Origin of the sequence: Halomonas sp. 11-S5 (genome assembly GCF_029889825.1) — a bacterium.
Classification (GTDB): domain Bacteria; phylum Pseudomonadota; class Gammaproteobacteria; order Pseudomonadales; family Halomonadaceae; genus Halomonas.
Map to the genome: position 1 here is coordinate 136208 of NZ_JARANW010000006.1, position 21041 is coordinate 157248.

Consider the following 21041-nt stretch of genomic DNA (forward strand, 5'->3'; position numbering starts at 1 on the left):
CATGTTGGGTGATGTCTCCCCCGGGCCTCGCGCCCGGGGTTTTTTGGGTAACCGACTCTTGGATAAACGACTCATGGATAAACGACGAGCCTGACTATGCCGATCCTCAACCAACCTCGCAGCGTGATCCCGGGCTTCGGCCTGACCATGGGGTTCTCGCTGTTCTATCTCGGCCTGATCTTCCTGATCCCTGTGGCCGGTCTGCTGGTCTTTACCGCCACCATGAGCTGGGCGGACTTCTGGTCGGCGATCAGCCATCCCCAGGTGGTGGCCTCCTATAAGCTCTCCTTCGGTGCCTCATTGGCAGGCGCTGCCATCAACCTGGTCTTCGGGATGCTGGTGGCCTGGGTGCTGGTGCGCTACACCTTCCCCGGCAAGCGGATCATCGATGCCCTGGTCGATCTCCCCTTCGCCCTGCCGACGGCAGTGGCGGGGATTTCCCTGGTGACCCTCTACGCCACTACTGGCTGGGTGGGGCAGTACCTGAACGTCTTCGGCATCAAGGTCGCCTATACCCAGCTCGGTGTGGTCATCGCCCTGACCTATATCGGTCTGCCCTTCGTGGTGCGCACCGTGCAGCCGGTGCTGGAGGATCTCGAGGCGGAACTCGAGGAAGCCTCGGCCAGCCTGGGAGCGAGCCGTTTCACCACCATTCGCCGGGTAATTCTCCCTGCCCTGCTGCCGGCGGCCTTGACCGGCTTCGCCCTGGCCTTCGCCCGCGCCCTGGGCGAGTACGGCTCGGTGGTGTTCATCTCCGGCAACCTGCCCTATCGCACCGAGATTACACCGCTGCTGATCGTCGCCAAGATCGAGCAGTTCGACTATCACGGCGCCGCCGCCATCGGCAGCGTGATGCTGCTCGCCGCCTTCCTGCTCTTGCTGCTGATCAATGGCCTGCAGTGGTGGGCCTCGCGGCGCCGTTAAGGAATTCGTTTCATGACCTCATCAAGTCTCTCATCATCGGTATCCCACACCACTCTGGTCGCGCACTGGCGTCGTGCCACCGAGGAGCCGGTCTGGCTGCAACGCTGCCTGATCGCCGTGGCCCTGACCTTTCTCGGCCTGTTTCTGGTATTGCCACTGATCGTGGTGCTCTACAGCGCCTTCAGCCAGGGCATCGATGCCTGGCAAGCGGCGATCACCGAACCCGACGCCCTGGCGGCCATCCGCCTGACGCTCCTGGTGGTCGTCATCGCGGTACCCGCCAACCTGGTATTCGGCGTGGCCACTGCCTGGGCGGTGGCCAAGTTCGAGTTCCGCGGCAAGTCGGTGCTGATTTCGCTGATCGATATGCCGTTCGCCATCTCCCCCGTGGTCGTCGGCCTGATCTTCGTGGTGATGTTCGGCTCCCAGGGCTGGCTCGGCCCCTGGCTATCGGAACACGACCTGAAGATTCTCTATGCGGTGCCGGGCATCGTCATCGTCATCGTCTTCGGTACGCTGCCCTTCGTGGCTCGCGAGCTGATTCCGCTGATGCAGCAGCAGGGCAAGGAAGAAGAAGAGGCGTCGCTGACCCTGGGGGCCAGCGGCTGGAAGACCTTCTGGCACGTCACCCTGCCTAACATCAAATGGGGGCTGATCTACGGCGTGATCCTCTGTAACGCTCGCGCCATGGGCGAGTTTGGTGCCGTCGCGGTGGTATCGGGCCGCATTCGCGGCGAGACCAACACCCTGCCGCTGCATATCGAGGTGCTCTACAACGAGTACCAGTTCACCGCCGCCTTCGCCGTGTCCTCACTGCTGACCGGCCTGGCGCTGGTCACCATCGCCATCAAGAGCTTTGTCGAATGGCACGACGAGCGCCGACAGCGCCTCGCCGCCGAATGAGCCCGACTCCCTGAATCAACGAGAACGCCATGAGCATCGAGATCGATCACGTCAACAAGCACTTCGGTGACTTCATCGCCGTCGACAACGTCAGCCTGACCTTCCGCGATGGTGAGCTCACCGCCCTGCTCGGGCCATCGGGGTCGGGCAAGACCACCCTGCTGCGCGTCATCGCCGGTCTGGAACAACCCGATACCGGGCGGATCCGCTTCCACGGCGAAGATACGACCGACCTGCATGTCAGCAAGCGCAGCGTCGGCTTCGTCTTCCAGCACTATGCGTTGTTCAAGCACATGACGGTGTTCCAGAACGTCGCCTACGGGCTCACCGTCAAGCCGCGACGCCAACGTCCCAGCAAGGCCGAGATCAAGCGCAAGGTGATGGAGCTGCTGGAGCTCGTTCAGCTCGACTGGACCGCCCACCGCTACCCCCATCAGCTCTCCGGCGGCCAACGCCAGCGCATCGCCCTGGCCCGCGCGCTGGCGGTGGAGCCCAAGGTGTTGCTGCTCGACGAGCCCTTCGGTGCCCTGGATGCCAAGGTGCGTGCCGAGTTGCGCCGCTGGCTGCGCCGTCTGCATGACGAGATCCACGTCACCAGCGTCTTCGTCACCCATGACCAGGAGGAGGCCCTGGAGGTCTCGGACCGGGTGGTGGTAATGAACCAGGGCCGCGTGGAGCAGGATGGCTCGCCGGAAGAGGTCTACGACCATCCGGCCAACCCGTTCGTCTATCAGTTCCTCGGCAACGTCAACCTCTTCCATGCTCGCGTCCACGACGGCGTGGCGCGTATCGGTGACGTTCACCTGCCCGCACCGGAGTACGAGGGCTACCGCGATGAGCCGGGGCAAGCCTATGTGCGCCCCCACGAGATCGAGGTCTTCTCCGATCGCAATCACGACGGCGCCCTTCACGCCAAGGTCGAGTTGGTCTCGGTGGTCGGACCCACGGTGCGCCTCGAGCTGCGCACCGACAACAGCGAGGACCTGGTTCACGCCGAACTGCCCAAGCACCGCTTCCGGGAACTGGGCCTGGCCCAGGGCGGCGATGCCTGGATTCGGCCCATTCATAGCCGGGTCTTCCTGCCCGACTCGCGGGTGGCCAATGGCTGACCGCATTTCGAAGTTCGAGAGCTACTACTGGCTCCAGGCGTGCCACCAGCTTTGCCACCGCCTGAGGCAGCGAGGTGGTCGACGATGCCGGGCACCTCAACCCGGCGTCCGGTCATCGGGAGTGGGAAGAGGGTTTCTTGCTGCTCCCACTTGTTGCTCCCATGGCTTGCCCAGATTGTGGTGGTACCAGGTGCTTCGGCCCATAGCGTATGCAGCATCTTCTATGCGCGATGATCCTCCAGCACGTCTACTAGCAGGCGGCCGCTGACCAGCGTCGGCTCGATCTGCGACACGCGGCCCAGATCACCGGGTGTGTCGAGGCCCGGCCACCAGACGGTCATACCGGCGGCATGCGCCTCGCGGTTCCACTGAGTGAGCCGAGGCCAGTGCTCACGCCCCTGGCGTGCCAGGCGCAGAGCGTGGGGTTCCGGCGTCACCCACCCCACGCCGCTGTCGCTCAGCAGGCGCCAGGCGGTCGGTGGTGCATCCACCGGGACACCCTGAGCCAGCAGCGGATAGCCGTGACGCTGGAAACTCTCGGCGGCCTCCCGGGCATGAGCGTCGCTGAGCAGGCGCAGGGCACTCAGGCGCAGCACCGCCTGCCGGGGGTGCAAGCCAAGACGCGCCAGCAGCGCCTCGAAGACCGCTCCGTGGGAGGCTTCCACGGCCTGGAGATGGCGCCAGTGAACGTCGACCACCAACGGCGCGGCATCGACGCCATGGCGTGAGAGATGGTGCAGCGCATGCAGCACGCGCAGGAAGCGGTCGAGGAAAATCACGTCCTCGCGATCCCAGGAGAAGAAATAGAGCGGATCCGTCGTCTCCTGAGCGCTGTGCGGTTCCACAAGTTGAATGCGGCTCTCATGGGCCACTGACCTGAGCCCGGCGAGCTCCAGAATAGGCTGCTGGCGGGGCCGCACGTGTTTGCCCGCCACGTCGGCCGACACCTGGTTGTTCTCATAGCGGAATCGGGCATGCCGGCGCAGGCTAGCTTGTGGGTTGAAAGCGTCGAGATGGGCATTGAAGTAGTCGATCACTCGAGTCAGGGGCATGCTGGCACTCCTCAGCAGTAAACGGGTCCGGCGCCCCTCGGCTGACCGAGGGGCGCCACACTAGGCGGCTGGATGCTCAGTGCACCAGGCCCCAGCGCTTGACGGTGATGCGTTCCAGGGTATTGAAGATCAGGTTCTCCACCAGCAGGCCGATCAGGATTACCACCACCAGCCCGGCGAAGACATTGTCGGTATAGAGTTCGTTGCGGTTCTGGAAGATATACCAGCCGAGCCCGCCCTCCCCGGATGAGGCGCCGAACACCAGCTCGGCGGCGATCAGGGTGCGCCAGGCGAAGGCCCAACCGATGCGCAATCCAGCCAACAGGGCCGGCAGCGCGGCGGGGATCAGGATATGGGCCACATAGCGCAGGCCGCGCAGGCCGTAGTTGCGACCCGCCATCCGCAGCGTTTCGGAAACGCCCTGGAAGCCCTGGTGGATGTTCACCGCCATGGCCCACAGCACCGAGTGCACCAGCACGAATACCAGGCTGGCCTCGCCAAGGCCGAACCACAGCAGTGCCAGGGGCAACAGGGCGATGGCCGGCAGCGGGCTGAACATGGACGTCAGGCTGCTTAGCAGGTCGCGCCCCAGGCGGGTAGATACCGCCAGGGTCGTGAGGGCCAATGCCAGCACCGTACCCAGAGCGTAGCCCTTGAGCAGCACCGACAGCGACACCGCGCTGCGTTGGATCAAGGTGCCGGAGGCCAGGCCTTGCCACAGGGCAGCGGCGGTATCGCGGGCACCGGGCAGCAGCAGCGGATTAGCCTGATAGCGGGCGGCCAGCTCCCACAACCCGACCAGGGCCAGCAGGATCGCCAGCTTCCTCACCACGCTCAGATCCCAAGCTCGCTGCCAGAGCGGATGCGACACCGCCCGTTCGCTGGCCTCGACGGGCGGTAGTTCGTGTATTCGGTCGGCCCGTTGGAAGCGGTCGACGCTCAGAGTATGCAGAGTCATAAGGCTCTCCCGTGCGGTGCGTGATGTTTCGCCAGGTCCTCTTCGGGGGCCAACAGGGGCAGCCCGAGGTCGCGGTTGTCGGGGTACTTGATGCCGGCGCCGGTGTTGAGGGCGATGACCCGCGCCTCGGCGGGAATCTCGCCCAGGGTGCGCAGCTCCCGGGCCGCGGCCAGCACCGCCGCGCCCTCGGGGCAGACGAAGGTGCCCTCGAGCTGGGCCGCGCGGCGCTGCTCCCAGTCGATGGCTGACTCACTGACGGCGATGGCCCGGCCATCGGTGGCATAGAGGGCCTCCAGCACCAGGAAGTCTCCCAGCGCCTTGGGCACGTTGATTCCGAAGGCCCGTGTCTTGCTGTGCTCCCAGAAGCGCGATTCATGTGCTCTCTCCTGCCAGGCGCGCACGATGGGCGCGCAGCCCTTGGCCTGCACGGCCACCAGCCTTGGCAAGGGGCCCGAGACCCAGCCGATGGCCTGGAGCTCCTGCAGCGCCTTGTAGATGCCGATCAGGCCCACGCCGCCCCCGGTGGGGTAGAGAATCACGTCGGGTAACTGCCAGCCGAGCTGCTCGGCCAGCTCCAGCCCCATGGTCTTCTTGCCCTCGATGCGATAGGGCTCCTTGAGGGTCGAGGCGTCGAAGGCGTCGGTCGCCTCGACGAAGCGGGCCACCTGACGACCGGCATCGCTGATCAGGCCGTCGACCAGCGCCAGGTGGGCACCGGCGAGGGCGCACTCTTGCCGGGTGATGCGCGGCGCGTCCTCGGGCATGGCGATGGTGGCCCCGATGCCCGCGCGTGCGGCGTAGAGCGACCAGGCCGCCCCGGCATTGCCATTGGTGGGCATGGCCAGGTGGGTCACGCCCAGTTCCCGGGCGCGGGAGATGCCGACCGCGGCGCCGCGGGCCTTGAAGGAGCCGGTGGGCAGCAATCCCTCGTCCTTCATGACAAGCCTCGGCAGCCGCATGTCGTCACCCAGGCGCGGCAGCTCGATCAGCGGGGTTATCACCTCGCCCAGGCTGACGATCGCCTCGGGTCGTGCCAGTGGCAGCAGCTCGTGATAGCGCCACAGGTTCCAGGGACGCCCGGCCAGATCCTCTGGTCGCCAGTTTGTAGCCAGGCCCGCCAGGTCGTAACCCACCAGCAGCGGCGAGCCACAGGGGCAGAGCTGCTGCAGGCTGTACAGCTCATGGGTCGCCTCGCAGCGCGGGCAGGCCAGGTGGGTGGCGTAGCGATAGGGCCGAGATTCACTCATGGTCGTCCCTCGTGCTCGAACAGCAACTGATGGATCTGCTGGGTACGGGACTTGGTGGACGCACTCCCGAGGTTCGACAGGCTGTCCGCCTCGCAGCCCAGCTCGGCGCGTACACGGCCGGGGTGGGGCGAGAGCAGCAGCACCCGGTTGCCAACGATCTGCGCCTCCTCGATGGAGTGGGTAACGAACAGCAGGGTGAAGCCAACCTCCTTCCAGAGGATCAGCAACTCCTCCTGCATCTTGCGACGTGTCAGGGCATCCAGCGCCGCGAAGGGCTCGTCCATCAGCAGAATGCGTGGCTGCATGGCCAGTGCCCGTGCGATGGCCACCCGCTGCTTCATGCCCCCGGAAAGGGTATGGGGATAGGCATCGGCGAAGGCGTCGAGACCCACTTTCTCCAGCGTCACCAGGGCACGATGCTCCGCTTCTCGGCGCCCCAGGGTGCGCGAGGCCAAAAGCGGGAACATGACGTTCTGCTTGACCGTCTTCCAGGGCGGTAGCTGATCGAACTCCTGGAAGACCACCAGGCGGTCGGGGCCTGGACCGACCACCTGCTGACCATCGAGCCGGATCTCTCCCTCTGCCGGGGAGAGGAAACCCGCCACCGCCTTGAGCAGGGTCGACTTGCCGCACCCTGAGGGGCCCAGCAGCACGAAACGGTCATCTTCCTGAACGTCGAAGCTGACCCGCTGGGTGGCCTTCACCACCTGGCGGGGCGTGCGGTACTCCAGGGTGACACCATCCACCGCCAGTCGCGGCGTGGCAGGTCTTGGGCGCGGGGCGGCACTGCCTTGCGACCTTGCCAGGGGAGCTGCCGTGGCCGCCGTCATCAGCTTCCCTCCCAGGCGTGTGCCTCATCGAAGAAGTAGTCCTGCCAGCTCTCGGGGCGATGCTCGATGGCCCCCACCTGGTACAGGAACTCCGCCAGCGAATAGGTGTTATCGGGTACCAACGTGAAATCGATCTGCGGGTCATTAACCAGCCCAGAGAGGAAGTCGCGTTCCAACCGAGAGCCGGTGACGCGCAGGAAGATATCCACGGCGGCGTCACGATCCGCCTCGATGATCTCGCTGGCCTCTGCCAGGGCGGCACGAAACACTTCATAGAGTTCAGGGTTGTCCGTGCGGAAGCTATCGGTGGCATACACCAGCACCGGCGTGATGGGACCACCGAGGATCTCGTAGGAGTCGGTCACCTTGGAGATACCCTCGTACTCCAGCGCCTGATACTGATAGGGAATGCTGGAGAAGTAGCCGGTGATCTCGGTGCCACCGGAGATCAGCGCCGCCGTCGCATCGGGATGGGGGAGCGACAGCGTTTGACGATCCAGTACGTCGTATTCATCCGCGCCAAAGGTGTTGGCGGCGGCATACTGAAGGAAACGCGCCTGCACTGAGACGCCCACCGCCGGCAGGGCGATGCGATCCTCAGGACCGAAGTCTTCGATCGATTGCACTTCCGGGTCACGGGTCAGCAGGAAGTTGGGGGCATGACCCAAGGCGGCGATGGCCTTGACATCGAGGTTGCCTCGGGTGCGGTCCCAGGCGATGAGCAGCGGGCCCACGCCAGCACTGGCGATATCGATGCTGCCGGAGAGCAGCGCATCATTGACGGCGGCACCGCCGGAAAGGCGCCGCCACTCGACGTCTACGTCGAGACCGGCTTCTTCGGCATACTTCTGGATCAGCTCTTGGTCTTGAATGACCTGCAGCGGCAGGTAGGCAATGCCGAACTGTTCGGCGATGCGAATACGTTCGCTCGCCTCTGCGGCCTGGGTGCCGCCGGTGGCGGCTAAGGCTAGCAGAGTCAGGCCGGCGTATCGGAATTTTGTCAGCGACATGGGGCTCTCCATCTGTGTCCGTGAGTGTCGGAACACTCACCTTGCCCCTCGCCTGAAGAGCCCGCCAATGAGTTGTTTTACTGAGCAAATCACTCAGCCAGTGAAGTATTTTTCACTGCAGTGCGGATATGTATTTCGTAAAACCCATAGCAGGAATCGTGATTGGCCTGGATGTCGTTTTGGCTGCTTGGATAGGCCGACATTCACCGTCTACTCAGGAGACGCTCCATGACGACACAAGGCATCAGCGTGACGAAGCTGAGCGGCCATATCGGCGCCGAGATCAGCGGACTCGACCTGGCACACCTCGATGACCATGACGTCGAAACACTGCACGTACTCTTTCGCGAACATCAGGTACTGGTACTGCGCGACCAGCAACTCAACCGCGATCAGCATATTGCCCTCGGCCGGCGTTTCGGCGACTTGCATATTCACCCGATGGCCAAGGGACCCGAGGGCTACCCGGAGATCTTCCCTGTCGAGGCTGGGCAGAATTCTTCCAACGATCCCAAGGCCATTCGCTCGGGCAAACAGGCCGTCAACGGCGGGCACTGGCACTCCGATGTCTCCTGCGACGCACAGCCGCCACTGGGCAGCATCCTCTACCTTCATGAGGTACCCGATGTGGGCGGCGATACCCTCTTTGCCAGTGGCTATGCCGCTTACGAAGCGCTGTCGTCCGCCATGCAGGTTTTCCTGGAGGGGCTGACAGCGATGCATTCGGGAGAAGCCACCTACCGGCTATATTACCGAAATCAGCCCGCCCAGGATCGCAGCCGATTCGGCGTACCAAGTGACAAGCCCTATCCGGAGGCGGTGCATCCGGTGGTTCGCACGCATCCGGAAACGGGCCGCAAGAGCCTATTCGTCAACCGTGGATTCACCCGTGAGATCGTCGAGCTGGGACATGCCGAAAGCCAGGCGATGCTGGAGTTTCTCTATCGCCACCAGGAGACACCAGAGTTCCAGGTGCGCGTACACTGGGCACCCAACACAGTGGTCCTATGGGATAACCGCTGCACTCAACATCGCGCCATCTTCGACTATGCCGGCCAGGTGCGGCGCGGCGAGCGCGTGACCATCAAGGGAGACCATCCCTTCCTGCAGCGCAGTGACGACACCTCAGCCTGGCAACTCGTCGGCTGAGGGCTTATCGGTTCACCTGGCGCCGGCGCCACAGCGCCAGGTGAACCGCGACCTGCCCCCCACACACAAGCCTTCGACATTCGCCGCCGGCCGACGCATCATTCGGGGATGACTCTCGACACGACCCACCGCAACCGGCAGATGACCCACTTCGACGGCCACGACGAGATCTGGCTGTTCGGCTACGGCTCGCTGATCTGGAAGGCCGACTTCCCTTTCCTCGAGCGCCGTCCGGCATCTATCCACGGCTGGGTGCGCCGCTTCTGGCAGGGCTCCCACGACCACCGCGGCACCCCCGAGGCGCCGGGCCGCGTGGTCACCCTGGTGCGCGAGCCCGGTGCGACCTGCCACGGCATGGCCTACCGCATCACGCCCGAGGTGCTCGGCCCGCTCGACGTGCGCGAGAAGAACGGCTACCTGCGCGAGATCACCCGACTGCACTTCGAGGACGCCGCACCGCCCTCGAGCGCCGAGGGACTGGTGTATCTCGCCACCGAGGACAACGCCGCCTTTCTCGGCGACGCCCCGCTCACCGCCATCGCTGAGCAGATCGCCATGGCCCACGGCCCCAGCGGCCCCAACCGCGACTACCTGGTCAATCTGGCCCAGGCCCTGCGCGAACTCGGCGTGGAGGATCCCCACGTGTTCGCCCTGGCAGCGCGCCTGCCCCACCCGGCAGGCGCCTGATGCCCGACACCCCCTCGACAATGGAGACGACCCTCCCATGAGCGTGACCCTCGACGACGTCCGACAGGCCGCCGCCCGCCTCCAGGGCAGCGTGGAGCGCACCCCCTGCCTGCCCTCCACCACTCTCTCGCGGCTCACCGGCTGCGAGCTCTACATCAAGTTCGAGAACCACCAGTTCACCGCCTCCTTCAAGGAGCGCGGCGCCCTGAACCACCTGCTCTCACTCAACACCGAGGAGCGCGCCCGGGGTGTGATCGCCATGTCGGCGGGCAACCACGCCCAGGCGGTGGCCTATCACGCCAAGCGACTGGGCATCCACGCCACCATCGTCATGCCCCGCCACACCCCCAACCTCAAGGTGCGCAACACCCGCCACTTCGGGGCCGAGGTGCACCTGGAGGGCAACGGGGTCGACGAGGCCGGGGCCTATGCCCGGCGCCTGGCCGAGGAGCGCCACCTGGTCTTCGTGCATCCCTACGACGACGAGCGGATCATCGCCGGGCAGGGCACCATCGCCCCGGAGATGCTCGAGGAGGTCCCCGACCTCGACTGCCTGGTGATCCCCATCGGCGGCGGCGGGCTGATCAGCGGCAACGCCGTGGCGGCCAAGGCGCTGAAGCCCGAGATCGAGGTGATCGGCGTGCAGACCAAGCGCTTTCCCGCCATGAAGCAGGCGCTGGCCGGTGAGGAGATCCACTGCGGCCTGGCCAGCCTGGCCGAAGGCATCGCCGTGAAGCAGCCCGGCACCCTGACCCGGGAGATCGTGCGCGAACTGGTCAACGACATCGTGCTGGTGGACGAGCCCGAGATCGAGCGCGCCATCCTGCTGCTGCTGGAGATCGAGAAGAGCGTCGCCGAGGGCGCCGGCGCCGCGGGGCTCGCCGCCCTGCTTACCGATCCGGCGCGCTACCGCGGCCGCAAGGTGGGGCTGGTGCTGTGCGGCGGCAACATCGACATGCTGGCCCTCTCTTCCGTGATCCAGCGCGGCCTGGTGCGCACCGGGCGCATCGTGCGGGTGCGCGTCGGCATCTCCGACGTGCCCGGCTCGCTGGCCGAACTTACCCGCCTGCTCGCCGAGCAGCGGGCCAACGTCATCCAGATCGCCCACCAGCGTACCTTCACCGACCTCTCGCTGCGCGCCACCGAGGTCGAGGCCACCCTCGAGACCCTGGGCAGCGACCACACCCGCGAGGTGATCGCCGCGCTGCGCGCCGAGGGCTACGACCCGGTGCTGCCCGCCAACGAGGTCCACCCGGACGAGCGCTGGGCCACCGACCCCGAGGGGCACTGATCAGCGCCCTTGAGCGCATGGCGCAGGGCCGGCGGCAGGCGTACCCTATGCGCATTCGATCATCGCAGCGGTTTACATCGTCTCAACAAGGGAAAAGTGATGAGCAGCAAGATCAACGTGACAGCCCCCCTGGTCATCCTGCATGGCGACGAGATGGCGCAGGTGGCCTTCGAGCGGATCCTCGACACCTTCGTGACCTCCCGGCTGGACATCGAGCTGGTGGAGGTCGACCTGACCGCGGAGAACCGCCTGGTCACCAACGGCCAGGCGGTGATCGATGCCATTGAGGCGCTCAAGCGCTATGGCGTGGGCGTCAAGAATGCGGGGATGACGGTCAACCGCGCCCAGCTGGGCGAGCTGCTGGCCGCCCACCCCGAGCTCGACGGCACCACGCTCCACCCGCTGGCCACCAAGTCGCCCAACGGCGCCATCCGCAAGGGCATCGGCGGCAACATCACCCGCGAGGACATCCAGTTCCGCAACCTGCAGTTCAACAAGCCAGAGTGGATCGGCCGCGACATCGAGGTCGACACCATGGCGACCGGCGGCAGCAAGGACAGCTACAACCAACTCTCCCGCGCCACCGGCATCGTCAAGCTGATGTTCGTGGGTGCCAGCGGTGACCCGGTGGAGCTGCACCGCCGCGAGGTCAAGAAGGGTGACCCCTGGCTGCTCGCCACCAACGACATCGACGAGATCAAGACCTGGGCGCACCGCTTCTTCCAGCGCGCCATCGACGAGAAGCGCGACATCTACCTGGGCCTGAAGGACACCGTGATCGCCGGCTACGACGGCGTGATGCGCGCCGCCATCGAGGGCATCTTTGATCAGCACTACCGGGCGCAGGTCGAGGCGCTGGGACTCGCCTACCACTACGAGCTGATCGACGCCCAGGCCGCGCGCATCGTCGCCAACCCGCCCCAGCGAGCGTTGTGGGGCGTGCCGGACAACACCACCGGCCGCAAGCTCTACAAGCTGGTCGAGCAGCTCAAGGTCCACGGCATCCCCACCCGCAAGGCGCACGTCTCGCTGTCGCGGATGAGCGCAGGCGGCGGCGACCAGTACGGCAGCTACAATGCCCCCGCCACGGAGGACGGCATCCTCAAGGTGATCGTCGACGGCGACGAGAAGCATGCGCGTCACGTCAAGCAGGGCGACCCCATCCTGCTGATGTCCAACGACCATGAAGCGATCAAGGATTGGGTCACCCAGGTATTCCGCGATGCGTCGCGCAAGGACAAGGAGGTCTACTTCGGCCTCAAGCGCGAGTACATGGAATACGACGATGTCTTCAGTACTGCCATCACCGACGTGCGCCGCGAGCTGGCCCAGGCCGACACCCCGCCGCCGTCGTTCATGATCATGCGGCCCTCCAGCCAGCTCATCAAGATGATCACCGACCCGCCGCGCAATGCCCTCTACCCGGCGCAGAACCTCGACGGCGACATCTTCTCGGACATCTCCGCGGCGCTGGGCGGCAGCCTGGCCACGGCCAGCTCCATCATCGAGAGCAAGAGCGGCACCATGCTCTTCGAGGCGCCCCACGGCACCGCCCATGACCTCTACCTGAAGTACCTGGAGAGCAACGGCAAGGAAGCGCACTTCAACGCCTCGGCGCTGATCTTCGCCGTGGCCAATGCCCTGGAGACCCTCGGCGAGCGCGAGGACAACGCGCCCCTGGTCGACTACGCCACCCGCCTCAAGGCCGCGCTGATCGATACCGTCGCCGACGGCATCATCACCGGCGACCTCAAGGGCAAGACCACCGATCCGGCCGCCGAGACCCTCGTCGACATGCAGGGTTTCCTCGACGCCGTGGCCGAGCGGCTTCCCGCCTGACGCGCACTCCCTGACGCACTCTCCATAAGGCACCCCCGCAACCCCGCCGCCCGGCGGGGTTGCACCTCGCTTGTCTGATGCCTGCTCTCTCACCCCCCTCCCGCCTCTCCCGGTCCCGGTCCCGGACCCCGGAATCGCGCCTCGCCGCGACATGGCAATGCGATCCCGCCCTGACAGCCACCGCTGAATGGTCGTTTCGGTAGTGATACTGACTGGTTTTTCTCTTTTAAGCAGATAGTTCACCCATCAAGGCGATGATTGCTGCTAGAATCACGCGCGCCACGCAGGCGTCCCTTGTCCCGGCTACCCGCCTGGGGCGGTTCGCGCGGCGCGTCACTGTGCTTATCGGCGCAGCCGACGCGACCGTTCGAGTCGTCCCGCAGGTGGCGTCTGCCAGCCCATGACAACCCCGAGAGACCCTCCATGTTCGCCACCGTGCACGCCCTCAGCCGCCCGCTGCTTCGCCTGGGGCTGATCCCCCAGATCGCCATCGGCATCGCCTGCGGCATCCTGCTCGCCACCCTCTCGCCGGACTCCGCCGAGTCGGTCTCGCTGCTCGGCCAGCTGTTCATCTCCGCCCTCAAGGCGGTCGCGCCGATCCTGGTGTTCGTGTTGGTGGCCGCGGCCATCGCCGGTCATCGCCAGGGCCAGCCGACCCATATCCGCTCGGTGCTGGTGCTCTACGTGATCGGCACCCTGGTCGCCGCGCTGGTGGCCGTGGTGGCGAGCTTCGCCTTCCCCACCACCCTGGCGCTGGAGATGCCCGAGGTCAGCGGCAACCCGCCGGGCAGCATCGTGGACATCCTCCGCGACCTGCTGCTGAACGCCGTCAGCAACCCGGTCACCGCGCTGATGGAGGCCAACTTCCTCGCCATCCTGGCCTGGGCGATCGGCCTGGGCCTGATGCTGCGCCAGGCCAGCGAGGCCACCCGCGCCATGCTCGGCGACCTCTCCGAGGCGGTGTCGAACATCGTCAGGATCGTGATCCGCTTCGCCCCGCTGGGCATCTTCGGCCTGGTGGCCGCCACCCTGGCGGAATCCGGCCTGGGCGCCCTGCTCGACTACGGCCGCCTGCTGGCGGTGATCGTCGGCTGCATGCTGTTCGTGGCGCTGGTCACCAATCCGCTGATCGTCTACTGGTAGACCCGCCACAACCCCTACCCGCTGGTCTTCACCTGCCTGCGCGGCAGCGCCATCACCGCCTTCTTCACGCGCAGCTCCGCGGCCAACATCCCGGTCAACCTGGAGCTGTGCAAGCGCCTGAAGCTGGATGCCGACACCTACGCCATCTCGATCCCGCTGGGCGCCACCGTGAACATGGCCGGCGCGGCCATCACCATCTCGGTGATCACCCTGGCCGCCGCCCACACCCTGGGGATCAGCGTCGACTTCCCCACCGCCCTGCTGCTGTGCGTCGTCTCCGCGCTGGCGGCCTGCGGGGTCTCCGGCGTGGCCGGCGGCTCGCTGCTGCTGATTCCCATGGCCGCCAGCCTCTTCGGCATCTCCACCGAGGTGGCCATGCAGGTGGTGGCGATCGGCTTCGTGATCAGCGTGGTGCAGGACGCCACCGAGACGGCGCTGAACTCTTCCACCGACGTGCTGTTCACCGCGGCCGCCTGCCGCGGCGAACAGCGCCGTCAGGCCTGACGCGACCGCGCCGGCCCCGCACCAGAGGCGGGGCCGGCGCGGTGGGCAGTGGGCGGGTCAGCGTCGGGGGCCGCCCTCGCAGGCTGCCTGTACGGCGCCCGCGTCATGATGGCCAGGCACCCCACCGCCAGCGGAAGGGGGCGCCGCGTGTCCATGGCCGGACACGGCCCGGTCGCGGCCGTCCGCCTTGGCCCGGTAGAGCAGCGGGTCGGCCCGGCTGTAGAGCCGGTCGAAGCTCTTTTCCTCCTCGGCCTCGACTACCCCGATGCTCACCGTCAGCCGGTGCTCGGCGGCCGGCCCGGGCAACGCCATCGCCCGGGTCGCGCACAGGATCCGCTCGGCCAGGGCCTCGGCGCCCGCGAGGTCGCTATCGGGCATCAGGATCGCGAACTCCTCGCCCCCCATCCGCGCCACCCTGTCGACACGTCGCACCTGCCGCTCGAGGGTACGGGCAAAGGCAACCAGCACCGCATCGCCGGCCGGGTGGCCGAAGGCATCGTTGATCTGCTTGAAGTGGTCCAGGTCCAGCAGCATCAGGCTCAGCGGCGCCCCGTGGCGGCGGCGCCGGTCGAACGCCTCCCCGGCCGCCTCACGCAGCCAGCGGCGGTTGCCGAGGGCGGTCAGCTCGTCGGTCCGGCTCTGCAGGCGCATGGCCTCGCGCTGGCGATGCAGATGGAGCAGCATGCGCATCACCGCGGCGATCGCCAGAAGCAGCAGGAGCAGCAGCACCGCCACGGCCAGCGTCAGGCGTTCCATCAACTGGCGCTGTTCGGCCGAGGCCCGGTGGAGCAGCTCGTTCAGCTCGCTGTAGGCCCAGGCCAGCCCCTCCTCGACTTCCATGCCCAGGACTAGGATGGCCTCGCTGCCGCGCGCGTCGATCCCCTCCTCGGCGGCAACGTCAACGGCGGCCTCCAGAGCGGGCAGCCGTGACGCCACATGGTCCAGCTCATCGACCAGCTCCCCGTAGCTGGCGGGCGCCAGCTCGCTGCGCCGCAGCTGCAACCGGATGCCCTCGATACGGCGGGGAATGCGCCACAGCAGCGCCTGAATCTGCTCCAGGTGGATACGGTCTTGGCGGTCGATCAGGCTGTCCAGGGTCATGCGCAGGGCGGCGGGATCCTGTTGGGCCCTGACCACGTCGGTGACCAGCGCCGTGTAGTCGGCCCCCACCTGCTGGCGCGCCTGGGAGACGTAGTAGGCGATCGCCAGGGCACAGAGCGTGGCGATCAGGCTGAACACCAGCACCAGGCGCAACCCCAGGCCGCGGGAGGATGCCGCCCTCATCTCGCGCTGATCTCGCGGATCGCCCAGATCCAGCGCGTCATCGGTACGCTGCCCTCCCGCGCGGCCTTGGCGTCCTCGGGCACCACCAGCATCAAGGGCCCCAGCGCCGCCTCGTCGACGGGCTCGCCGTCGAGGCGCGTGACCAGCAGGTAGCGCTTCTCCCGTCGCTGCGCCGGGGTGAGGAAGGTCGTGTAGCCATCGAGGGCGGTAAAGCGCACACGCGGCGCCTCCTTAAGACCCTGAGACGCCAGAAAGTCATCCAGCCAGACCCCGGAGAAGGTACCCTCGGGGCCCTCCGGGTGGCGCATCTCCACGGCATGAAGGCCCGGCGTCTCGATCTGTTCGAGGGTCAACTCGCGGGACTCGCTGCCCTCGGTCAAGGTCAGCACCGATGGGGTATCGTCGGCCATGGCATAACCGGCAATCATCGCCAGCAGGCAACAAAAACCTGCCAGGAGGCAGGCGCGAAAAGAGGAAGGAACACGCATGAGAGCTCACTTGACGGGATGGACGATGTAGGATGGCAGCAGTCTCCGGCGGCTCGCCTGGTCAGAAACGCGATCCGGGTTGGCGCGACTATCGCCAATGCCCCGCCCGGTGTCCATATTTTGCGACACTAACCCACCAACGTTGCCGTCACCAGGCCTCGGCGGGGCCGGGGTGACTATCAACCCGATAAAGAGGCCCCATGGCCGTGATATTCCAGGTGCACTTGCCCTTCCCCGGCCCCTTCGGCGACGAGATGGCCGAGGCCCTCGCCCCGCTGGCCGAGTCCATCAGCGAGGAACCCGGCCTGCTGTGGAAGATCTGGACCGAGGACGCCGAGCGCCAGCTGGCCGGCGGCGTCTACCTGTTCGCCACCCGAGAGGACGCCGAGGCCTACCGCCGGATGCACACCGCCCGGCTGGAAGGCATGGGGGTAACCGGCATCGAGGCGCAGATCCTCGAGACCAACGCCGCGCTCTCGAGGATCAACGGCGGGCCGCTGTCGCGCGCCGAGGGCTGATTCGGGAAGGCTCAGCCGCGCATCAGCCGGGCACCGCCGAGCCGTAGGCGTCATGGTGCGCCATATACCGCATAGCCGCTCAGCAGGAGGCACAGCAGGGAAAGGGTTCCCGGCAACGTTGCTGCCAGACGAAACGGGCGGCTCTCGCGAGCCGCCCGTGGCGGGTGTCGTCATCCCGGTCGATCAGGCCGCGCCGCGCTGTGCGAACCAGTCCTGAGTGCCGCCTTCATAGTCGTACACCTGCGTGAAGCCGGCTTCCTCCAGTTTCCTGGCCGCCTTGGGAGACGCGTCGCAATCGAAATTGGCGCAGTAGACCACGACCTTGCGCTCCTTGCTGCCGACGACATCAGCCACCTTGTCGACGAAGTTCTCATCCTTCACGGGAATGTTGATCGAGGTACGAATGTGCTGCTTGTTGAAGACGTCCCGTGGCAGCACATTGAGGAGCACGAAATCCTCATGCTCGGTCTCGTTCATGATCTTGAGCTCGTCGCGCGTGATCGCTTTCATATCCACCTCCTCAACCGTAGCGGATTCGGCGTTCGCGTCTGCCTTTCACCCCTCAACATAGAAGCCAACCCACTATTTTACAAGGGTTTTCAACCACAAGGAGACGTCGATTCAGGCCAAGATATCGCACCCAGGGAGCGGGACCAGCTGCCATGCGGGCGGGATGTCTTCGGGTGCTCGGCATCCCTTGGGCACTCCTGCAACTCCATCTAGCGCTTCGTCGTTGAGTGACGCGGCAAATAAGGTCACCACGGCGCGATGGTGTATGCATCGTCCTCTTTTCATCTTTCGTTGCGCCAGGCAGGCTTGAGTCCTCTCGTCCGACAAGGTATTGCGCAGTGGGGGTAGGGTCATGCCTGAGGTGCTGATCTGGACACTAGTGGCGGTGGTGGCGACGGCGATTGTGTGGCATGGCAGCGGGTTGCTGGAGCGCGCCAGCGAGCGCCTGGCGGCCTACTACCAGCTGCCCGACATCGTTCAGGGCGCGATCGTGGTAGCGGTGGGATCAAGCTTTCCCGAACTCTCGACCACGGTGATATCGACCCTTGTGCACGGTGAATTCGAGCTCGGCGTGGCTGCCATCGTCGGCTCCGCGCTGTTTAACATTTTGGTGATTCCCGCTCTGTCAGGATTAGCCAGCCGCGAGCAGCTGCAGGCCAATCGGGACTTGGTCTACAAGGAAGCGCAGTTCTACATGATCGCGGTGGCGGTGCTGACCCTTACCTTCTCCTTCGCGGTCATCTACCAGCCGCTTCCCGATATCGACGGCGTTATTCGCGGTGAATTGACTCGCCCTATGGCCCTGATGCCGGTGGCCCTATACGGGCTCTACCTTTTCGTCCAGTACCAGGACACCATCGACTACAAGACAGATGTGGATACCCGCGACATTCGCCCTGGCCGGGAGTGGAGCCTTCTGGCTCTCTCCCTAGTGGTGATCGTCATCGGCGTGGAGGGGCTGGTGCGGTCCGCCATCAACTTCGGCGACATCTTCGGCACCCCGAGTTTCCTATGGGGCATCACCGTGGTGGCGGCCGGCACCTCGGTTCCGGATGCCTTCGTCTCGATTCGTGCTGCTCGCCACGGCCGTGGCATTACCAGCATCGCCAACGTACTCGGCAGCAACACCTTCGATCTGCTGGTCGCCATTCCCACCGGGGTCCTGATCGCCGGCACTGCGGTCATCAACTTTTCCATCGCCGCCCCCATGATGGCGGTACTCACCGCCGCCACGGTCGTCCTGTTTCTGATGATGCGTACGCAGATGGTTCTCTCCCGGTGTGAGTGTGTCGCCCTGCTGATGATCTACGTCGCGTTTCTCGCCTGGATCGGAGTGGAGACGTTCGGGATGCTCGACTTGGTGCCCAGCCTGCCGCCCGCGGCCTGATCGAACCCGTCGCACGCCAGGGCGGTTGGGGGTAAGGAGCTTTGCCATATGGTCGCAGTCAATCAAGGGTACGTCCCCGATTGTTCTCTCTTGTTAGGTAATATCATGATGATGCAGCAAGTACCAACCAGATGAAAAGACCGATAAGATATCCGAGATCATACATAACACCTGAGTTCGGAAACGCATACATCCTTATGTCTATAAAGATGCTGCCAATGAAACTAAATAGGATAAAAAATCCATGAATAATTCCCATAAAGAACCCTGGCGGATCGTATGTGTTTGGCATTGGTTGGCTGGCGCAACTAGCTAAGAATATAAATACGCCACCAACTAACGAAACCAATACAATCTTTCTTATCGTGAGATTATTCAACATATACTGTATCTTTGATTCACCTAACGTCTGGCTAAACGGCCGAACACAGTGAGCGTCCGGCGGAGCGAATTTGAGCCGCTTGTTAAGGACGACTGGCAAGTAATCCCCCCCCTATTAAGACTTGGCCCAATGACCTTGTAAGCCAACAAAACAGGGACATGAGGTGGCTTTCGTCGGCTTCCCATGCTGGCGAGCTTGACGTAGCTGAAAATTGCAGTGCCTTGGCCGGCGGAGGCTCAGAGCCCATTGCTCCGGAGATGACCCGCGGTATATTCGAACGATGGTTCATTCTGTTTCTAAAATCGATCAGAAGCCTCCATTCCTGGGAATCGATGATTTCGGAAAGCCCGGTAACCAAAGGCGACCCCGGCGAGCAGGAGGCGAGCGTATTGCGTAGCTGGCGTGGGTTACATTTGCGCTGCTCAGTTTCTCCGAAAGGGACCCCGAGAACTTCAGGATGGCTCGCTAGCGCGTAAGACGCGTAGCTTGCGCTCTCAAGACACGAAACCGCGCTCGAAAACATTCCGAACAGAGAACGCTCACGCCTATACAACTCTTCGAAGCCCACATTAGCACCAAGCTCCTTCCATGACTTGAGATAATGGTTCATGTACTCATAGGTGCCGCGAAAGCGCCAAGCTATAAGATTTGAAGCGCCCCCAAATTCTTTCCATGCATTGTTTTTTACCTGCAGTAAGACACCCTTAGCTGCCGACATGAATCCTTCGTATTCCTTCACCGGGAACTCAGTTGGCATTTCAAGCTGGAGCGATTCTATAAATATCACACTTTCTTCCCCTAACTTTTCAGCATTTGTTCGCTGTGCGAAGCATGGCGAATAAATGCCTGTTGGACTAAGCCGCCCATCAGGCTGCGAGACAGCTTCTATAGGGTATTGTATTGGCCAGAGAGTGGCCTGAGGCTTCCGGTCGCAAGGGTACGGGCCTGTGATGTCGCGTTCCGGTCGTGATATTGGCCATGATTATCCCCCCCTTTCCGCACCCAATTTAACCTAACCTAGCGCGTCTGCTGGCCAAAATCCATCACCGGTACGCACGCCGCCACAACCAACGTGCGGGCCGCAAGAACTGGCTATCCAGCCACACGCCGAGCGGAGCGCACGCCAGCGCGGAAATCTACAGCCTGATCGAAAACGGCCTCTCACCCTACGACTACTAGCAGTTCGTGTTCGAGACGCTGCCGACACTCGGCGAGGAAGATGACTTCACCAGCCTACTGCCCTGGCACTGGAAAGAGACGCTACCGGTCTAAGTCCGGCCCGAACAGATGGATTTCGTGGAGCGTATATGGAGTCCTCCCCGTTTGCCAGCATGAGGCGCGATGGTCGATAGGTACGACTGCACACGTATATCCGGTTTCGTAAATAAATAAGGTAATCCCCCGGCTTTGCCGGGGGACTACCCGAGGTTTGACCGTGTGATGCGGTCACAGGGAACCTCCAATCTCGGCCAAGAGATAGGATGTTCCCAATGAGAGAGTACCAGAGTCAATCAAGGGTACGTCCCCGATTGTTCCAAGGGTACGTCCCCGATTGTTCTCCGTCCCCGATTGTTCTCCCTGCTGTCGCTGGCCAAGGCCCCGATCACCGCCGAGACGACACACGTCTGCCTGGACATCGACACCTTCGTCATGGACAACAGCAACTCCCGCAAGGAGGGCGTCTCGCGCACCTACCAGAAGGTCGACGGCTACACCTGAGGGATCCCCACGAAATAGATAAGAAAATCAGGATGATATGATTGAAAAGACCTGCATGGGTCGGCATGTTGTTAATCGCCAAACAAACAATATGCCTAAGGAGGACC

General features: G+C 64.4%; 18 protein-coding genes and 1 pseudogene. 11 read left to right on the forward strand and 8 right to left on the reverse strand.

Annotation, left to right across the window (positions count from 1 at the left end; all coding sequences use genetic code 11):
* Positions 1-96: 96 nt before the first annotated feature.
* From cysT to OP497_RS07115, 3 genes are read left to right on the forward strand one after another with little or no spacing between them, the layout of a single operon-like run.
* A complete protein-coding gene (gene cysT, locus OP497_RS07105; RefSeq protein ID WP_280547476.1) occupies positions 97-924 on the forward strand; it encodes a sulfate ABC transporter permease subunit CysT in 828 nt (275 codons plus the stop codon).
* Positions 925-936: 12 nt separating this feature from the next.
* Positions 937-1827 (forward strand): sulfate ABC transporter permease subunit CysW, encoded by an 891-nt coding sequence (cysW, locus tag OP497_RS07110; RefSeq protein ID WP_280547478.1) that lies wholly within the window; start codon positions 937-939, stop codon positions 1825-1827.
* Positions 1828-1856: 29 nt separating this feature from the next.
* Positions 1857-2936, forward strand: coding sequence for a sulfate ABC transporter ATP-binding protein (locus OP497_RS07115; protein ID WP_280547480.1), 1080 nt, complete (start codon positions 1857-1859; stop codon positions 2934-2936).
* Between the two features lie 221 nt (positions 2937-3157).
* Here the strand turns inward: OP497_RS07115 and OP497_RS07120 are convergent, their stop codons facing one another.
* The 5 genes from OP497_RS07120 to OP497_RS07140 form a co-directional block, all read right to left on the reverse strand.
* Positions 3158-3988 carry a hypothetical protein gene (locus OP497_RS07120; protein ID WP_280547481.1) on the reverse strand — a complete coding sequence of 277 codons (831 nt, stop codon included), beginning with the start codon at positions 3986-3988 and terminating at the stop codon, positions 3158-3160.
* A gap of 76 nt (positions 3989-4064) precedes the next feature.
* Positions 4065-4946, reverse strand: coding sequence for an ABC transporter permease (locus OP497_RS07125; RefSeq protein WP_280547483.1), 882 nt, complete (start codon positions 4944-4946; stop codon positions 4065-4067).
* Positions 4943-6193, reverse strand: coding sequence for a threonine synthase (locus OP497_RS07130; RefSeq protein WP_280547485.1), 1251 nt, complete (start codon positions 6191-6193; stop codon positions 4943-4945). Before OP497_RS07130 ends, OP497_RS07125 begins: the two co-directional genes overlap by 4 nt.
* Positions 6190-7023, reverse strand: a complete 834-nt coding sequence (locus tag OP497_RS07135) for an ABC transporter ATP-binding protein (protein ID WP_280547486.1) — start codon at positions 7021-7023, stop codon at positions 6190-6192. The genes OP497_RS07130 and OP497_RS07135 overlap by 4 nt, the downstream gene beginning before the upstream one ends.
* Positions 7023-8033, reverse strand: a complete 1011-nt coding sequence (locus tag OP497_RS07140) for an ABC transporter substrate-binding protein (protein WP_280547487.1) — start codon at positions 8031-8033, stop codon at positions 7023-7025. The genes OP497_RS07135 and OP497_RS07140 overlap by 1 nt, the downstream gene beginning before the upstream one ends.
* A 228-nt stretch (positions 8034-8261) precedes the next feature.
* On the opposite strand from OP497_RS07140, the gene OP497_RS07145 reads away from it, so the two are divergent.
* From OP497_RS07145 to sstT, 5 genes and pseudogenes are all read left to right on the forward strand, one after another.
* Positions 8262-9182, forward strand: a complete 921-nt coding sequence (locus tag OP497_RS07145) for a TauD/TfdA family dioxygenase (RefSeq protein ID WP_280547488.1) — start codon at positions 8262-8264, stop codon at positions 9180-9182.
* Between the two features lie 108 nt (positions 9183-9290).
* Entirely contained in the window at positions 9291-9869 is a 579-nt protein-coding gene (locus OP497_RS07150; RefSeq protein WP_280547489.1) for a gamma-glutamylcyclotransferase, read from the forward strand.
* A gap of 37 nt (positions 9870-9906) precedes the next feature.
* Entirely contained in the window at positions 9907-11160 is a 1254-nt protein-coding gene (locus OP497_RS07155; protein WP_280547490.1) for a threonine ammonia-lyase, read from the forward strand.
* A gap of 99 nt (positions 11161-11259) precedes the next feature.
* Entirely contained in the window at positions 11260-12999 is a 1740-nt protein-coding gene (locus OP497_RS07160) for an isocitrate/isopropylmalate family dehydrogenase (protein ID WP_280547491.1), read from the forward strand.
* A 423-nt stretch (positions 13000-13422) separates the two neighbouring features.
* Positions 13423-14646: pseudogene (gene sstT / locus OP497_RS07165) on the forward strand (serine/threonine transporter SstT).
* 57 nt (positions 14647-14703) lie between these two features.
* On the opposite strand, the gene OP497_RS07170 reads toward sstT, so the two are convergent.
* Positions 14704-15930, reverse strand: a complete 1227-nt coding sequence (locus tag OP497_RS07170; RefSeq protein ID WP_280547492.1) for a GGDEF domain-containing protein — start codon at positions 15928-15930, stop codon at positions 14704-14706.
* Positions 15927-16418, reverse strand: coding sequence for a molybdopterin-dependent oxidoreductase (locus tag OP497_RS07175; protein WP_280547494.1), 492 nt, complete (start codon positions 16416-16418; stop codon positions 15927-15929). The genes OP497_RS07170 and OP497_RS07175 overlap by 4 nt, the downstream gene beginning before the upstream one ends.
* Positions 16419-16618: 200 nt before the next feature.
* On the opposite strand from OP497_RS07175, the gene OP497_RS07180 reads away from it, so the two are divergent.
* Positions 16619-16936, forward strand: a complete 318-nt coding sequence (locus OP497_RS07180) for a monooxygenase (protein ID WP_280547495.1) — start codon at positions 16619-16621, stop codon at positions 16934-16936.
* 183 nt (positions 16937-17119) lie between these two features.
* Here the strand turns inward: OP497_RS07180 and OP497_RS07185 are convergent, their stop codons facing one another.
* Positions 17120-17446, reverse strand: a complete 327-nt coding sequence (locus OP497_RS07185; protein ID WP_280547496.1) for a rhodanese-like domain-containing protein — start codon at positions 17444-17446, stop codon at positions 17120-17122.
* Positions 17447-17798: 352 nt separating this feature from the next.
* On the opposite strand from OP497_RS07185, the gene OP497_RS07190 reads away from it, so the two are divergent.
* Both OP497_RS07190 and OP497_RS07195 read left to right on the forward strand, forming a co-directional pair.
* On the forward strand, positions 17799-18833 hold the full coding sequence (locus tag OP497_RS07190; protein ID WP_280547497.1) for a sodium:calcium antiporter: 1035 nt from the start codon (positions 17799-17801) through the stop codon (positions 18831-18833).
* A 1951-nt stretch (positions 18834-20784) separates the two neighbouring features.
* A complete protein-coding gene (locus OP497_RS07195) occupies positions 20785-20934 on the forward strand; it encodes a hypothetical protein (RefSeq protein ID WP_280547499.1) in 150 nt (49 codons plus the stop codon).
* The last annotated feature ends 107 nt before the right edge of the window (positions 20935-21041 follow it).

Excerpts from the sequence above, each read along its gene's own strand:
- OP497_RS07120 (WP_280547481.1), bottom strand. The coding sequence starts at position 3,988 with ATGCCCCTGACTCGAGTGATCGACTACTTCAATGCCCATCTCGACGCT.
- OP497_RS07180 (WP_280547495.1), top strand. The coding sequence starts at position 16,619 with ATGGCCGTGATATTCCAGGTGCACTTGCCCTTCCCCGGCCCCTTCGGC.
- OP497_RS07115 (WP_280547480.1), top strand. The coding sequence starts at position 1,857 with ATGAGCATCGAGATCGATCACGTCAACAAGCACTTCGGTGACTTCATC.
- OP497_RS07125 (WP_280547483.1), bottom strand. The coding sequence starts at position 4,946 with ATGACTCTGCATACTCTGAGCGTCGACCGCTTCCAACGGGCCGACCGA.
- OP497_RS07140 (WP_280547487.1), bottom strand. The coding sequence starts at position 8,033 with ATGTCGCTGACAAAATTCCGATACGCCGGCCTGACTCTGCTAGCCTTA.
- cysT (WP_280547476.1), top strand. The coding sequence starts at position 97 with ATGCCGATCCTCAACCAACCTCGCAGCGTGATCCCGGGCTTCGGCCTG.
- OP497_RS07150 (WP_280547489.1), top strand. The coding sequence starts at position 9,291 with ATGACTCTCGACACGACCCACCGCAACCGGCAGATGACCCACTTCGAC.
- OP497_RS07145 (WP_280547488.1), top strand. The coding sequence starts at position 8,262 with ATGACGACACAAGGCATCAGCGTGACGAAGCTGAGCGGCCATATCGGC.
- OP497_RS07170 (WP_280547492.1), bottom strand. The coding sequence starts at position 15,930 with ATGAGGGCGGCATCCTCCCGCGGCCTGGGGTTGCGCCTGGTGCTGGTG.
- OP497_RS07155 (WP_280547490.1), top strand. The coding sequence starts at position 9,907 with ATGAGCGTGACCCTCGACGACGTCCGACAGGCCGCCGCCCGCCTCCAG.
- OP497_RS07130 (WP_280547485.1), bottom strand. The coding sequence starts at position 6,193 with ATGAGTGAATCTCGGCCCTATCGCTACGCCACCCACCTGGCCTGCCCG.
- OP497_RS07175 (WP_280547494.1), bottom strand. The coding sequence starts at position 16,418 with ATGCGTGTTCCTTCCTCTTTTCGCGCCTGCCTCCTGGCAGGTTTTTGT.
- cysW (WP_280547478.1), top strand. The coding sequence starts at position 937 with ATGACCTCATCAAGTCTCTCATCATCGGTATCCCACACCACTCTGGTC.
- OP497_RS07160 (WP_280547491.1), top strand. The coding sequence starts at position 11,260 with ATGAGCAGCAAGATCAACGTGACAGCCCCCCTGGTCATCCTGCATGGC.
- OP497_RS07190 (WP_280547497.1), top strand. The coding sequence starts at position 17,799 with ATGCCTGAGGTGCTGATCTGGACACTAGTGGCGGTGGTGGCGACGGCG.
- OP497_RS07135 (WP_280547486.1), bottom strand. The coding sequence starts at position 7,023 with ATGACGGCGGCCACGGCAGCTCCCCTGGCAAGGTCGCAAGGCAGTGCC.
- OP497_RS07185 (WP_280547496.1), bottom strand. The coding sequence starts at position 17,446 with ATGAAAGCGATCACGCGCGACGAGCTCAAGATCATGAACGAGACCGAG.